Source organism: Lysinibacillus sp. Y5S-8, from assembly GCF_036894365.1.
GTDB lineage: Bacteria > Bacillota > Bacilli > Bacillales_A > Planococcaceae > Lysinibacillus > Lysinibacillus fusiformis_D.
Map to the genome: position 1 here is coordinate 3,173,955 of NZ_CP145889.1, position 15,070 is coordinate 3,189,024.

The window sequence follows — 15,070 nt, forward strand, 5'->3', positions numbered from 1 at the left end:
TCACCCTCAATTAGTCTAGTCAAAATACTACAAACAGTATATCATAATCTCCTCTTGATGAACTCGGAAATACACCTAGAAGGATGTGATATACTAATAAATGCGATTCAAAATCGTTCAAAAAAAACAATCAGCGCTTTATTTTAGCGTATAAACATGGTCGAAGCAAAAAATGACAACGACTGAAAGGGGGAACTAAATTGCATAATGAACCACTCGCTTTTCGAATGCGTCCTTTAACCCTTGATGAAATAGTTGGGCATCAGGATTTCATTGGTCCCAATACAGCCCTATATAAAATGATTCAAAACGAACATGTACCTTCCATGTTGCTATACGGAGAACCTGGAATCGGTAAAACTTCTATTGCAAATGCCATTGCAGGAAGCTCTAAGCTCCCTTTCTTTGCACTCAATGCAACGCGAGCTGGCAAAAAAGATGTGGAAGATATCGTACAAGAAGCCAGAATCTCTGGAAAAGTACTTCTTTTTTTGGATGAAATTCATCGTTTCAATAAATTACAGCAAGATACTTTGTTACCACATGTTGAAAATGGCTCAATTGTATTAATTGGAGCCACAACAGAAAACCCTTACCATGACGTCAATCCAGCTATCCGTTCACGTTGTGGAGAAATTTACCAGTTAAAACGACTGACAAAGGAAAATTTAATTGAGTTGATTGAAAAAGCACTAGCAGATGAAAAACGAGGGTTAGGTAAATATCATTTTGTATTAACACCCACTCAAATTGAGCAAATTGCAGGAGCCGCAAACGGGGATGCGAGGAAGGCATTAACACTACTAGAATCCCTTTATTATGCGAGTGATGAGGTTGATGGGCAGACGCTTGCAGCCGATCATGTTATTGAGCATCTCATTAGCCGAATCGGTGTTTATGGCGATAAAAAAGGTTCTCATTTTTATAATTTACTTTCCGCCTTGCAAAAATCTGTACGTGGCAGTGATACCAATGCTGCTTTATATTATTTAGCGCATTTATTGGAAACAGGCGATTTAGTGGCCGTCAGCAGGCGCCTGCTTGTGATGGCTTATGAAGATATTGGTCTTGCCAATCCCGATGTTGGTCCTCATATGCTGGCTGCCATCCAAGCAGCCGAACGACTAGGGTTACCTGAGGCACGTATTCCACTCGCAAGCGCCGTCATAGAAATGTGCCTTGCCTCTAAATCCAATTCTGCCATAGCTGCAATAGATGCTGCCATTACAGCGATTCATGAAGGCAAAACAGGTGATATTCCTCATCATTTACGAGATGCTCATTACGAGGGAGCGAAAGATTTAGGACATGTTGGCTATCAATATCCACATAACACACCCATTGGCACTTTTGGTGGTTGGGTAGACCAGCAATATTTACCGGATGAACTTGTAGGAGCAGAATTTTATAAACCTGTTATTGCTGGAGAAGAAAAACGAATGGCAGGCATCTATGAAAAGCTCAAATCGTTCCATCAATAGCAGCACAAAAGCAAAGTCACGATTTCCAGTACTGATAGTGACTTTGCTTTTTACAAAATAACAGGATGGGCTGCTTTGATGATCATCCTGTAAAGCTCTGGTTATTTGCTGTGTATCGCTCTTTATAAAACAAATTTAATGGCTCTGCTACATGTCGAAGTGATGACAAAAGGGATTCTTTCCCATCCTCTTCATTGACCTTACTATGCAAAAAAACAATCAAATTATACGATTGATACAACACACTCGCGAATTCTTGATTGTTTTCTCTCACTTCAAAGCGAATTGCTTTTACAGCAATAGCTTGTGCAATTTTTTGTTCTCTTGTTTCATAGGATGGCTCTATATTTAATTCATCATCCGTCACTCTGTATAACCGCTTTAATGCACCATACACCTCTTGGTTTCCACTAAACCGATCCTTTAACCACTGCAAGACAAATTGTATAAGAATAACTGCATATACAAGGGAAAGACATGCATCACCACGCGACTTTTTTGCTAAGCGCTGGAAAGATTCTGCTTGTGTCACTAATTCAAAAAGAATTAAACGAATTGGGTACAGCATGGCATGACCACTATTAATGTATAACTTTTCTCGATCCCTGTACATTGCCAACCAAATATCTTTGACCAATGAAATAGATTTTCTTGTAGAGAGCGCTAATTGACACTGTATAAGTTCCTTCTCAATCGTGGGTTGGATAAGTCGTTGAAATAAATGCTCATCTTCCTCACTAACTAGTAAAAGCGGTTTTTCCAAATTCGCCAAATCTAATTCTATACCGTTTACAATCATTGCCTAGCCCCCTTTCAATAAGTTCTTACAGTGTTGAATAAAATGAACATAGGAGAACCCATTTTTTAACTATAATTCGACAAAAAATCATAATTCCCTTTAAGTAAAATGGTCTTTTTTTACTTTCCAAATAACAAAAAAAGAACCCACGAAACAAAACGAAGCAAGTAAATCCACTTTTTTCTACCATCGAATAGTATAGAAAAACGAGAATTACTTACAAAAGTTACGTAGATTCTTGTCGTATAGGCTATTTTCTGAAAATAGCTAGTCTAATAATGTCTAGGCTGTCAGTTCTTCATCAACAAACGCTTTGAACTGTTCCAGACACTGCTTCACATCACCCTTTTGTGCAAGCACTTCATTGCGTATCGTTGTCATTTTTTCTTCATCCTCTAGCACTTCCGTTAAGAGAGCAAAGATATCTGTTAATAATAATTCATTCTCTTCCTGTTCAATTCCCGGTAAGGAATAAGCTGCTATTGTTAATAAACGCTCCACTTTTTCAGGTGTTTTTTGCAAGGCATTCGAAGAATAATAGGTCGATGCAGCTAAAAAGTAACATAATTTTGCACAACAATCGATAAACAAATGCCAATACGTATTTGCGCTTGGTAATTCCCCTGATCGATGATCAACATACTCTTTATAATAAGTTGTTACTTGACTATATAAAGGATTCAACCCTCTCATAGCTTTCGGATAATTATTAGATGTATCCAAATAGTCAAATACAATGGCATTCATTTTCTCTTGAAGTTTGACAATATCTAAATGATCACGAATTACTTGAATTTCCATTTTCCCACTCTCCCATATGTCATTTGCTGTTTTAACTTCCTGGCTATTTACTAAGTAGCTCGGAGCATCCCAAACAAACTGATCGATTATCTAATGGATGATTTAAATTATATCAATAAACTATATGGAGTAGTGAGGACATGAAAAAAATAAGACAATTTCGTGAATTAATAGCATTTTATGTACATAAGACGAACTATTTTGGTAAAATTATACCCTTTGTACATAATCATCAAATAACCAGGGTTCCTTTACCCGGTCAACAATTTCAATAATGCTCCCCTGCATATATTTTTTAATGCGCTTTTGAGGTATATAAAAATAAGCATTGTTCATAATTAACCATTCACTTAATGTTACATTATTATCTGCTTGATGATTCGTTAAGATTTTCTTATGCCGCAGAACATCCGCCATTTTATAAAAACCATCGGACAATTCATAGGCAGATACATCAAAATTAAAAATGGGGCTGACTACTTGTCCAACATCAAAAATATGTATAGTTTGCTTCTCTTCATCAATCGCTAACTCTACAGTGCTAATTTCATCGAAAAGATTTAAACCTCTATATTCCATTTGATAAATTTTTTCCATCTGTATGCGCCTCCTTTTTTCAACGGTCTAATTGTAACATAGAAAAAGTAGCTACTTCTCAAAACAATGAGGCAGCTACTTCTACGAAAATAATCAATTATGCTGTTTTTTGAAAATAATTTTCTGACATTATCCTTGTACGCGCGTAATTTTCACATCTTTTAAGATGGTATTGATTACCCAGCTCGCCGCAATTAAACCTGCTACGGACGGTACAAAGGCATTGGATGAAGGCGGCATTTTTGCCTTACGAATTGCCGCATCAGGCTTACCAACATGCTCTACGACATCAGGACGTACAACAATTGGACTTTCATCAGAAAAAACAACCGTTACTCCCTTATGAATACCCTCTTTACGAAGCTTTGTACGAATTATTTTTGCTAATGGATCTGTATGTGTTTTTGATATATCCGCAATTTGGAAACGAGTAGGATCCATTTTATTTGCTGCACCCATACTTGAAATAATAGGAATATTACGTTGCAAGCATTCCTTCATTAGATGAATTTTGTACATCACTGTATCGCTTGCATCAATGACATAATCAATGCCTTGTGCGAAAAACTTTTCATAGGTTTCTTCCGTGTAAAACATGTGCATATCAATGACTTCACATGCTGGGTTAATATCTGCAATGCGCTCTTTCATGACAGCTGATTTAGATTTGCCTACAGTTGATAGATATGCTACTAGTTGTCTGTTGACATTTGTAATATCGACATTATCCTTATCAACTAAAATAATGCGACCGATTCCACTTCTTGCGCATGCCTCGGCTGCAAATGAACCAACACCACCTACACCAAGTATGGCAACCGTTGTATTTTTTAATTTATCGAGACCCTCTGTTCCTATAGCGAGCTCGTTACGCGAAAATTGATGTAACATCCTGACACTCTCCATCTGTGTATTTTATTAGTAAACCTAGTTATATACTAAGATAAAATCAAAATCTATCTTACATTTTATCATGTTATTGTTCAAGAGAAAATTATAAAGAAAAAAATGAAAATTGCCTACTGAAAACCATCCAAATAAAAGTAATTAAACAAGGATTTTAAAATAAAGTCGGAATGCTTCCTCGGCATTATTTTCTAAAGGGAAACGGTTGATTCCACTCCAGGCTGATACTTTCCACATGCGGTGTCGAGCTACTTTCCCCGCAGGAGTCACCGCCCTTTGCTACATTCAACATCTATATAAAGTAACTCCATCAATATATGTTGATGAAAAGTAAACTTTTGAAGTGATAAACGATGCTGACGAAGAATGAAATCAACGAATGTAAATAATTAGAACTGTTTACGATTGATCAATTGGTAAGACAAGATCATTAAGTGCGAAAATTAGAGGCCACTATTAATTTTTCGTTTATTTATCCATTAGTAGAGAACCCCTATTCTGATTATGGAATGGTTTATCAAATATTGAACAAAGAAAGAAAAATGACAAAAGCCATCGAGAGTGAACTTCTCGATGGCTACAGTCTGTGAGATTGATGACTCAATCCCTCTCTCACCTTTTTTCATTTTGTAAAGCCGAATGATGCCCATGGTTGAATATGTGCTAATAAAAATTGTTCTTCCTCAACAACGCTAGCGATAACATTGCTCGACCCAGCATTTGGGATTTCTTTTAGAACAATTTGTAGCTCCCCCTTATAACGAACATCCAAATTATTATCAATCGTGATATCGCCTCTTTTTAATGGTCGTGTATCATGCACAGGAAAATCTCCGTTTTTATATTTAACCCGAGATTGTGTGCTACGAATGACATACTCAGAGACATCCCCTCTATTAAAATGGGGCTCTTTAAAAAGAATCGTTTCCTCTAAAATACTTGTGTCTGCTGACGGGACAACCTTTATTTCAAGCTTATTGCGATTTAATTGACCTAACGCACGTATTTCCTCCTCAGAGGCATACATATTGCCAATAATACAATCATCAATGAGCCCTGTATGCCATAAATCTTTCGCTTGTACAGTGATAGGAAGATGACGATGCTCCTCTAATGTAGGTAACCCGTATTCCGTTTGCTCCCAAGGTCCAAATTGACCATGCTGCGAGGAAATCATCGCGGCAGTTCTCAAGTTGTGTGCTTTAAAGTGTTGGGATGTTTGTAAAAAGTGCTGACGAGATAGCCCAGTAAAGCGTCTTGGGTAAAAATTATGACACCCGATAATGTTCTCTTTGTTGGGCTGGTAAGAAACAATATTGTCTACATATTTCGTCCCGTTACTAATGTTTAATTCTATTTTTAGATTACTTGCGTCAAGTGACATCAACGCTTCTTCCTGACCAGAAAATCCCATGTCTAAACGTAAGGCTGCCAAATAATAATGTTCCTTCAAATAGCCAATATCTTTAAAGGTTAAGCCTAAATCATCCAAAACAGCTGGTGCGATATCAGCCGATATGTCAAAACCAAGCTGCTGCGCAAAGGCATTAATTTGCTGTAATTTCTGACGCTTCCCTTCCTGTTTTAATGACATCAAACAGGTAAAGATCCGATCAAAGCCATTGTCATGAGCAAGCTGAACATAGCGCTTCATTTCGTCTAGTGTACTATGCTGTGGATATAGCGAAATTCCCAATCTTCTCACTTCAAACCCTCCGTTAATTGACGCTTATACTTCTACTTTTTCCCCTTTGGATTCCACAACAGATTGTTCGCTCTGTGCTGCTAAAGCAGCCTTTTGTTCATTCTGTTTTGACAAGCGATTTGCCATGGATAAAAATGGTAAGTAAATACAAATAGCTACAACAATTAAGACAATACTCAGTACAGCTCCACGCCAAGATTGCGTGACTAGGAAACCATTAATAATTGGAGGCGTCGTCCATGGAACAGCAATCGTTGCTGCTGGCACCCAACCCCATTTTGTTACAAAGAAAGCAATTGTCACATTGACCATTGGTGTCAAAATAAATGGTACAAATAAAATTGGATTTAAGACAATTGGTAAACCAAATAGTAATGGTTCATTAATATTAAATAATCCTGGAGCAGCGGATAATTTACCAACCGTATTATATTGTTTGTTTTTACGAGCAATAATGAATATTGCGATAATTAAAGCGATCGTTGTACCTGAGCCACCCATATTAATAAAAGCGTCAAAGAACGGTTTATTAATAATGTAAGGTGCGACTTTTCCAGCAGAAATGGCTGCCACGTTAGCATCAATTGCTTGTAGATTAATCGATTGCATAAACGGCTCGATAATATTTGCCCCATGAATACCAAATGTCCATAAAAATGTTGGAATGAAGGCTAAAATAAGTCCAGCTACCCATGTATTTGTTAAGCCCATAAATGGTTCTTGAATCGATGAATAAAACGTTCCAATAATATCGGGTATATCAAACCCAGCAGAAATGATCGTACGAACTAATGCTAATAAACCAATTGTTATAATTGCTGGAAGTAATGCTGCAAATGACTTTGACACAGCGGATGGCACACCCGCAGGCATTTTAATTAAAAGCTTTGGATTGCCAGATAAACGAGAAAATAGTTCTGCGGAAATTAAAGCGGTAATGAGGGCAACAAATATTCCTCCTGTACCTGTCGTTAAACCTGTTAATCCCCCTTCACCAAACGTACCAAATGTCATATAACTGGCAAGCCCTATTACCCCACCAGATAATGCATCCTTGTCATAGCTTTTTGTCAGATGATAGGCAACACAAAAGGCTAATAATAGGGAGATAATCCCAAATGTCGCCCCCCAAATATTACCCCCAAACTGTGTCCATGTCTCATGCTTCCAAATGGCATCGAGTGCATTTTGATATAATTTAATGGGCAAATTGTTAATAAGTACAGCTAATGATCCAACAATTGTCAATGGCATGATCGTAATAAAGCCGTCACGAATAGCAACTAAATGACGCTGATTCCCAACCCTAGCAGCAACCGGTACAAATTTTTCTTCTAAAAAACGGAACATTCACATACACTCCCTTTGCTTTTTATTGTGACATCAAAATTTGATGTTACTCCCCTTTGATTCGTTCATATAACTCAATCATTTCTTGCGCTAAATCGCGAAAAGTAATAGCATTCATTAAATGATCTTGCGCATGAATTAATAACATGGAAACCTCTACTTTTTCTCCCCTTGCTTCTTGAGACAGTAACCCCGTTTGAGCATGATGTGCTTCAATTAAAGACTCATTTGCTAATTTAATTTTTTCTTTTGCTTCCTCAACTTGCCCCTTTTTCGCTAGTTGAAGAGCTTCCATACACTCACTTTTCGTATTGCCACTATGCACAATAAGACCCATAATGGACTCCATTAATGCTGCTTCTCCCACTCCCTTTAACCCCTTTTTCATCCAATTAAGTGTAGTGCTTGCTTCAGGACATTTTCACCATTCATCATGCCATAATCCGCCATATTGATGACATCGATTGGAAAGCCCCTATCCTTGAATTTTGTTTCAAATGACCCCTTTAAATAGCGAACCTGAGGACCTAATAACAGCACATCCGCTTTTTTCGTCGCTAATACTTTTTCCACCTCACCTTCAGCAATGGCATAAATATCAGCTTCAATATTTTGCTCTTGAGCAGCTTTTTGCATCTTTGATACTAATAAACTAGTACTCATACCCGCTACACACACTAACATAATATTTTTCATTCGAAACACTCCTTTTTATGTTTTTTTGATTGTGTAATCGCTTACTTATTTTGAGAATAGCACCTATTGGTATATACCACAATACACTTTTTACATTAATTTTATATACGTGTAATTATTTACAAAATTGGGCTATTGTTTTTTTATAGCAACATAAACGATTCTACCCAACTGGTATAGTCCAGAAAAAAATCCAAAAAAATTTAAAATTTTCAAACCATTCAGTGCTTAAAAATACTCATAAAATGCTGGCTTTTCAGTAGGTAATGCCCTTTGCCATTGTTGTACAATCTTTTCCACTGTCGATTGATTAGCATAGACAACAGCCTCTTTGACGGAAAGATAACCAACCATCATTGCAGAAAAAAGATTAATTGGTAGTGTTAACATATGCTTGTCAGAGACCGAATTTGTCTCAATTATGGACACTTGACCATTTTTATTTATTTGATAGATATGCTCATTCCAATGACAAAATGGATCGTCAATACGTATCGTCAATGTTTCTGTGATATCTCCCCATGGATATTGCTGCATAAAAGCTGCAACGTCTACGACTCTAACCATCACATCCTGTATGACTTCCCTTTTGAATTGTGGCTCTTTGAAATAAAAACCAAAGGGATAATGATTGCTAGTAACACCTTTAATTTGATCGACACTTGCTGCATGTGATGTAATATAACGCCATATGCCTTGCTCCGCTAAATAATTAGCTACCATAAAGTCTTGAATGACAAACGTCCCCTGCTGAATGGTATAACGAATATAGCCCTCTATTTTATCTGCTTGAAAATAGGCTGCAAAATGGCTGTCAGGGCTCCTTCTCTCAATTCTTTTCCACCAGGCATCATCTCTTACCATGCCTCCATTTTGCAATATTGCCATTATATTATGAAAATCCTTTATTTCCTTGAACAGCTCAGGCTCAACCCATTCAAAGCTCATCCGTTTGACGATATCCAGTTGTTTCCCAAACGACGGAAATTGTGCTTGTGGGATCGTGTAATGAAGCTTCTCAAAAAATAATTCCCAACCAAAATATCGATAGAAGGACACAGAAAAAGGCGCCAAAACTGAAATGGTTTGCCCATTATCCCGCATTTTTTGTAGGGCTTCTATCATGAGCCTTTTAATAATACCTTGTTGTCGGTACTCAGGATATGTTGCAACAAAGCCGATTCCGCCCATTTTGTAAGGAACACCATGAACCGTCATGTTGAGTGGCAATATTAAAAGCTGACCGACAATCTTTTTATGATCATAAGCTCCTAATGTCGTACTCTGCTCTATCCAATAATGAAAGTCCTCTCGTCGAGCCCCTGTGTATTTATTCGGAAAACAATAATCTCTTAATTGATGAATCTGCCTATAATCATTAGGCGAGACGATGTGGATATCCATATAATCACCCCTATTGTAATTCTAAAAATTCAGTTATTTACAAAAGATTCTTCTGCAGTGAGATGAAAACAATCACTGCAAGAATCTTTTATCCTCTTAACATTCTTCTCCTATTTCTTTTGACACCATGATTTCCGTTACGGTTTGAAATAATTTTTCAATATCTGGACCAGCCGCTGAAATTTCTACTATACTACCAGGTGTTACACCCAATGACATAACGCCCATAATGAACTTTAGATTAACAGATTTTCCCTTGTACGTTAATTGAATATCACTTTCGAATGGAGTTACTGCAGTTACTAGTAGTGCAGCAGGTCTGGCATGAATGCCCTCAGGTGAAGTAATTTTATACATTTTTTTCATTTACGATGTCTCCCCTTTTTCATGTAAAATCTATACGATGTTGATAGTTGGCCATCATTGTTTCATTATGCGACCAATCCGAGTCAACATTATTGCTGACAAAAATAGGTAACTCTTTTGTCGTCTTTGCTATTGTTTCGATGACTTCGCTGAACAAGGCGTTTAATAATAAGGAACCAATGACAGTAGAAGCTGGCGCATACTGCATTTCATGTAGATGCAAAACACCATCTCCAATAGGGATATGTGTATTGATCACAAAATCTACCACGTCTTCAAGCCTTTGCCCACTGTGATGACGTGCAACCTGCTCTCTATAGAGGAGCGATTGTAGAGATAACACGTATACCCCTGAATCCTTTGCTAACATAGCAGCGTCTATAGGGGCCGCATTTCTCCCTGAGGTTGAAATAACAATGCAAACGTCATTTTCACGAAAATCAAACTGTTCCTTATGTTGTTCAATAATAGTAGGATCCTTCTCATTGATTGAGGAAGCTAGTGCTCCAGCATGTAATGCCAAAGGTTCTATAAAAATCGGACGAACAGGTACTAAACCACCAGCTCGATAAAAAGCCTCCTGCGCTAATAGCTGAGAATGGCCGCAGCCAAATAATTGGATGATTCCACCTCTTTGAAGACGTTGAACGATGATTTGTGCTGCTTCCTTTAAATGAACAGTCTCCTGCTCCTTCACAATCTGGATGAGCTTTTCGATTTCAGAAAAATATGCATGCATATAATCACCTTTTAATTTCACTTATAAATTTATAGCGATCAGCTCGATACGTACTGCGTACAAGCTCAAATGGTTTACCGTCCGATAAATAACTTGTACGTTTGATAATTAAAACAGGTGCTGTTTGATTTATCTGTAGAAATTTACTATCTTCTTTGGAGACAATGGCTGCCTCCATTTGCTGTACGGCATTCCCAATCTTTTGATGGAACTTTGCTTCGATTAAAGCATAAAGCGAGCCCATTATTTGCTTTTCATCCAACTCTGGATAGATTTTGACTGGGATATATGTTCTTTCAATCGCCATTGGCTGAGAATCGGCATTTCTAATTCGCACCACAAAGAATACCTCTTCTCCAGGATCAATCATTAAATCTCTTGCAATATCCACTGGTGGTATGATTTTTTCAAATCGTAACACCTTACTGCTTGGTTCCATTCCTCTAGCGCGCATATCTTCCGTAAAACTTGTTAAGCCCTTTAATGGCTGCTCCAATTTGGGATTAGCAACATAGGTACCTCTCCCTTTTTCTCGATATAACAGACCGCTGTTTACGAGATTGGTAATGGATTGACGCACAGTCATTCTACTAACATCAAATTGTGCAGAAAGTTCACGTTCTGAAGGTATCGTTTCACCAATTCTGTATTCTTCTAAATAAATTCTTTGTTTAATAATCTCTTCTATTTGTATATAAATAGGTATATGAGAATTTTTCTCTAACAAATCTTGCACCTTCCTTATCGCCTCTTTTATGATTTCTCAAATACAACTTTACCTCGACAAATCGTTTTTTGCACATTTAATTGTTGATCTAGCAAGACAAAATCTGCATCAAACCCTTCTTCAATTCGACCTTTCATGGGAAGCTGCAATTGTTCAGCGGCATTCGTAGAAGACATGGCGACTATTTCTTGTAAGGAACAATTCGTAATGGCCTTCATATTTTTAACCGCCTGTTCCATTGTTAACACACTGCCAGCTAATGCTCCGTTCGCTAAATGGGCTCCTTTTTCACTTACATACACCGTTTGCCCACCTAAATCATATTCACCATACTGCAAGCCTTTCGCTCGCATGGCGTCCGTAATAAGAATGATCCCCTTGGCACCTTTTGTCCGATAGGCTAGCTTGACTGCTTGAGGATGACTATGCACACAATCAACAATTAATTCCACTTTGATGTTATCTTCTAATAATACCCCACCAACGACACCTGGATCACGATGATGAAATGGTCGCATTTGATTATATAAATGAGTGGCTTGACTTATACCTAATGATACTGCCTGATGGACTTCCTCTATTGTAGCATCTGAGTGACCAATAGACGGAATCACATTAAAGTTCTTTAATGCTTCAAGAAATGTGAATCCACCTTCTATTTCTGGTGCGACGGTAATTTGTTTGATACGATAACAGCTCATTTTTTGCCAATTAGCAAATTGTTCAATCGTAGGACTAATCATGTATTCTTCTGGCTGTGCACCGGCACGTATTTTCGAAACAAATGGACCTTCAACATGAATGCCCAGTAAAACGGCTTCTCCCTCTTGCTGTTCAAATTGCGCCACATTGACTAAAGCGCTTTCAATTTTGGCTATAGTTTGTGTCATAGTTGTAGCAAGGAAACCTGTAACGCCTTCTTGCACTAAGGACTGTGCTATTTCATGCAAAGCTAATTGACTAGCATCCATCGTATCATGCCCAGCTGATCCATGAATGTGCATATCAATATAGCCAGGGAGCAGTAGCCAATCATGATTTTGCCCATCAATACGTTGCACTGCCTTTCTCGACAAACACTGCCCTATTTGAATGATCTTACCATCTTCCATATAGACGTCACCCTTAAACGGCTGACCATCAGGATTAATAATCCTAACATTCGAGATTAATAATGTGTCCTTCAAACTTATCACCTCCAACCTTTTTATGAACGCCCTACAAAAAGGTATAGTTGTCTATACCAATTATATGCTCGTTCATCTAAAATAAAAAGTTATTTTTTCATATTTTCAAAATTTTTCTATAAATCTTTCTTTTAAAAATTGGCAACAAAAAAGGAGCTACTCTCAAGCTCCTTTTTAATCCTATGTATAGGACGAATCCCAATTGTGCCGTAATGCCAAGAAACATTCGTTTTGAACCCGCAATTTGCAGGGGGGTGCCCGCTTTGCAGCTTTAAACGTCCCGCTCCGCTAGGGGCATGTTTGCGACTACAAAATGAAGGCTCCCGATTCGATAGTGTTCGGTCAAAACTGTGAAGTAGATTTAGCAGTTAGACAAACACATCAGGATTCGTATTACAGCTATCATAACACCACTTTTCTGATAATTCAAACGATTTTCTCTAATAATCTATATTTTCCTGAGAAAACACAAAAAAATACCTAGATTCCCAGCAATATTTGCTAGGAAATCCAGGTATTTTGTTTTATTCATTATTTTTTAAATGGTTTGATGGCTAAGCTTAATTCACTTAGTTGCTCTGATGATACTTCGCTCGGTGCTTCTGTCATTAAGCAGCTAGCACTTGCTGTTTTCGGGAATGCGATAGTATCACGTAAATTAGTACGTCCTGCTAGTAGCATCACGAAGCGATCAAGACCAAAGGCAAGACCTGCATGTGGTGGCACGCCATACTCAAATGCTTCTAATAAGAAGCCAAATTGCGCTTGTGCTTCTTCTTCTGTAAAGCCAAGTAATTCAAACATTTTTTCCTGTAGATCACGTTCATAGATACGTAATGATCCACCACCAAGCTCGTAACCGTTTAATACAATATCATAGGCTTGTGCACGAACTGCTGAAGGATCTGTATCCATTAACGCTATATCTTCATCGAACGGACGTGTGAATGGATGATGTGCTGCATAGTAACGTCCATCTTCCTCAGAGAATTCAAATAATGGCCAGTCAGTAATCCAAAGGAAAGCAAATTGTGATTCGTCAATCAAGTTTAAATCTTGTCCTAATTTCGAACGTAGTGCCCCTAAAGAAGCTGCAACAACAGGTGCCTTATCCGCCACGAATACAAGAATATCGCCAACTTCTGCTCCCATACGTTCGATTAAAGCTGCTGCTAACGCTTCGTCAAAGAATTTCGCGATTGGGCCATTTAAGCCTTCTTCTGTAACCTTTAACCAAGCAAGACCTTTTGCTCCGTAAATACTAACGAATTTTGTTAATTCATCCATGTCTTTACGAGAATATTTGTCCGCTGCTCCTTTAATATTGATACTTTTCACTTGTTTCCCTTGTGCAACAGTATCTGCAAATACTTTGAAATTACAGCCTTCAAAAATATCATTTAATGCTACTAGCTCTAATCCAAAACGTACGTCTGGCTTATCTGAACCATAACGATCCATTGCTTCTTGATACTTCATACGCTGGAAAGGTGCAGGGATATCGATTCCTTTTACTTCTTTCATAACAGCTTGAATTAAGCGTTCGTTCATTTCTAATACTTCTTCTTGTGTTAAGAAGCTAGTTTCAATGTCCACCTGTGTAAACTCTGGTTGACGGTCAGCACGTAAGTCTTCATCACGGAAGCAACGGGCAATTTGGAAATACTTTTCAAAGCCTGCAACCATTAATAATTGTTTAAACAATTGTGGTGATTGTGGTAATGCATAAAATTCACCCTCATGGACACGTGATGGTACTAAATAATCACGAGCACCCTCTGGTGTTGATTTTGTTAAAATCGGTGTTTCTACTTCTAAGAAGCCTTCATTTTGTAAGAAGTTACGGATTGTACGTGTAACATCAGAACGCATTTTGAATGTATCGAACATGACTGGACGACGTAAGTCCAAATAGCGATATTTTAAACGTAGGTCTTCTGATACGTCTGTGCGATCTTCAATTTGGAATGGTGTTGTTTTGGCCGTATTAATTACGATTAAACTTGTTGCTTCTACTTCAATTTTACCGTTTGGTACATTCGGATTAATTTGATCCTCTGTACGAAGGATAACTGTTCCTTCCACTTCAATCACATATTCACTACGTACTTTATCCGCTAGTGCATGTGCTTCAGCCACGTCTGGACTAAATACGACCTGTGTAATTCCCGTACGGTCACGTAAATCAATGAAAATCAAACCACCAAGGTCACGACGACGCTGCACCCAACCTTTTAATACGACTTTTTCGCCTTGTAACGCTTCTGATAGCTCGTTACTAGCATGTGTTCTTGTAGCCATTGTTAAATTCC

At 37.9% G+C, this 15,070-nt stretch carries 15 protein-coding genes and 1 other RNA gene; 1 reads left to right on the forward strand and 15 read right to left on the reverse strand.

Features of this window, described 5'->3' with window-relative positions; all coding sequences use genetic code 11:
• Window positions 1–200: 200 nt before the first annotated feature.
• Window positions 201–1,481, forward strand: a complete 1,281-nt coding sequence (locus tag V6670_RS15395; RefSeq protein WP_338651595.1) for a replication-associated recombination protein A — start codon at window positions 201–203, stop codon at window positions 1,479–1,481.
• A gap of 82 nt (window positions 1,482–1,563) precedes the next feature.
• Here the strand turns inward: V6670_RS15395 and V6670_RS15400 are convergent, their stop codons facing one another.
• The 15 genes from V6670_RS15400 to aspS form a co-directional block, all read right to left on the reverse strand.
• Complete coding sequence (locus tag V6670_RS15400) at window positions 1,564–2,280, reverse strand: hypothetical protein (protein ID WP_141905048.1); 717 nt, start codon at window positions 2,278–2,280, stop codon at window positions 1,564–1,566.
• A gap of 282 nt (window positions 2,281–2,562) precedes the next feature.
• Complete coding sequence (locus V6670_RS15405; RefSeq protein WP_036124364.1) at window positions 2,563–3,081, reverse strand: hypothetical protein; 519 nt, start codon at window positions 3,079–3,081, stop codon at window positions 2,563–2,565.
• A 210-nt stretch (window positions 3,082–3,291) separates the two neighbouring features.
• Window positions 3,292–3,678 carry a hypothetical protein gene (locus tag V6670_RS15410; RefSeq protein WP_141905047.1) on the reverse strand — a complete coding sequence of 129 codons (387 nt, stop codon included), beginning with the start codon at window positions 3,676–3,678 and terminating at the stop codon, window positions 3,292–3,294.
• Between the two features lie 129 nt (window positions 3,679–3,807).
• The gene (locus V6670_RS15415; protein WP_338651596.1) at window positions 3,808–4,569 is read right to left on the reverse strand and encodes a tRNA threonylcarbamoyladenosine dehydratase; all 762 of its coding nucleotides are present in this window, start codon (window positions 4,567–4,569) and stop codon (window positions 3,808–3,810) included.
• A gap of 637 nt (window positions 4,570–5,206) precedes the next feature.
• The gene (locus V6670_RS15420) at window positions 5,207–6,289 is read right to left on the reverse strand and encodes a MupG family TIM beta-alpha barrel fold protein (protein ID WP_141905045.1); all 1,083 of its coding nucleotides are present in this window, start codon (window positions 6,287–6,289) and stop codon (window positions 5,207–5,209) included.
• Between the two features lie 24 nt (window positions 6,290–6,313).
• On the reverse strand, window positions 6,314–7,639 hold the full coding sequence (locus V6670_RS15425; protein WP_141905044.1) for a PTS sugar transporter subunit IIC: 1,326 nt from the start codon (window positions 7,637–7,639) through the stop codon (window positions 6,314–6,316).
• A gap of 46 nt (window positions 7,640–7,685) precedes the next feature.
• Entirely contained in the window at window positions 7,686–8,006 is a 321-nt protein-coding gene (locus V6670_RS15430; protein WP_036124376.1) for a PTS lactose/cellobiose transporter subunit IIA, read from the reverse strand.
• 17 nt (window positions 8,007–8,023) lie between these two features.
• The gene (locus V6670_RS15435) at window positions 8,024–8,335 is read right to left on the reverse strand and encodes a PTS sugar transporter subunit IIB (protein WP_036124378.1); all 312 of its coding nucleotides are present in this window, start codon (window positions 8,333–8,335) and stop codon (window positions 8,024–8,026) included.
• A gap of 228 nt (window positions 8,336–8,563) precedes the next feature.
• Entirely contained in the window at window positions 8,564–9,739 is a 1,176-nt protein-coding gene (locus V6670_RS15440; protein ID WP_141905043.1) for a GNAT family N-acetyltransferase, read from the reverse strand.
• Between the two features lie 96 nt (window positions 9,740–9,835).
• Window positions 9,836–10,105 (reverse strand): HPr family phosphocarrier protein, encoded by a 270-nt coding sequence (locus tag V6670_RS15445; protein WP_338651597.1) that lies wholly within the window; start codon window positions 10,103–10,105, stop codon window positions 9,836–9,838.
• Between the two features lie 19 nt (window positions 10,106–10,124).
• The gene (locus V6670_RS15450; protein WP_141905064.1) at window positions 10,125–10,844 is read right to left on the reverse strand and encodes an SIS domain-containing protein; all 720 of its coding nucleotides are present in this window, start codon (window positions 10,842–10,844) and stop codon (window positions 10,125–10,127) included.
• Window positions 10,845–10,848: 4 nt separating this feature from the next.
• Entirely contained in the window at window positions 10,849–11,571 is a 723-nt protein-coding gene (locus V6670_RS15455) for a GntR family transcriptional regulator (RefSeq protein WP_141905042.1), read from the reverse strand.
• Between the two features lie 26 nt (window positions 11,572–11,597).
• The gene (gene nagA, locus V6670_RS15460; protein ID WP_338651598.1) at window positions 11,598–12,758 is read right to left on the reverse strand and encodes an N-acetylglucosamine-6-phosphate deacetylase; all 1,161 of its coding nucleotides are present in this window, start codon (window positions 12,756–12,758) and stop codon (window positions 11,598–11,600) included.
• Window positions 12,759–12,949: 191 nt separating this feature from the next.
• Window positions 12,950–13,149: non-coding RNA, 6S RNA (ssrS, locus tag V6670_RS15465), on the reverse strand.
• Window positions 13,150–13,289: 140 nt separating this feature from the next.
• Complete coding sequence (aspS, locus tag V6670_RS15470; RefSeq protein WP_141905040.1) at window positions 13,290–15,059, reverse strand: aspartate--tRNA ligase; 1,770 nt, start codon at window positions 15,057–15,059, stop codon at window positions 13,290–13,292.
• Window positions 15,060–15,070: the final 11 nt, after the last annotated feature.

What these genes read in the sequence shown, in the direction of transcription:
- V6670_RS15400 (WP_141905048.1), bottom strand. Translation starts at nt 2,280, where the DNA reads ATGATTGTAAACGGTATAGAATTAGATTTGGCGAATTTGGAAAAACCG.
- V6670_RS15450 (WP_141905064.1), bottom strand. Translation starts at nt 10,844, where the DNA reads ATGCATGCATATTTTTCTGAAATCGAAAAGCTCATCCAGATTGTGAAG.
- V6670_RS15410 (WP_141905047.1), bottom strand. Translation starts at nt 3,678, where the DNA reads ATGGAAAAAATTTATCAAATGGAATATAGAGGTTTAAATCTTTTCGAT.
- V6670_RS15415 (WP_338651596.1), bottom strand. Translation starts at nt 4,569, where the DNA reads ATGTTACATCAATTTTCGCGTAACGAGCTCGCTATAGGAACAGAGGGT.
- aspS (WP_141905040.1), bottom strand. Translation starts at nt 15,059, where the DNA reads ATGGCTACAAGAACACATGCTAGTAACGAGCTATCAGAAGCGTTACAA.
- V6670_RS15405 (WP_036124364.1), bottom strand. Translation starts at nt 3,081, where the DNA reads ATGGAAATTCAAGTAATTCGTGATCATTTAGATATTGTCAAACTTCAA.
- V6670_RS15440 (WP_141905043.1), bottom strand. Translation starts at nt 9,739, where the DNA reads ATGGATATCCACATCGTCTCGCCTAATGATTATAGGCAGATTCATCAA.
- V6670_RS15425 (WP_141905044.1), bottom strand. Translation starts at nt 7,639, where the DNA reads ATGTTCCGTTTTTTAGAAGAAAAATTTGTACCGGTTGCTGCTAGGGTT.
- V6670_RS15445 (WP_338651597.1), bottom strand. Translation starts at nt 10,105, where the DNA reads ATGAAAAAAATGTATAAAATTACTTCACCTGAGGGCATTCATGCCAGA.
- V6670_RS15435 (WP_036124378.1), bottom strand. Translation starts at nt 8,335, where the DNA reads ATGAAAAATATTATGTTAGTGTGTGTAGCGGGTATGAGTACTAGTTTA.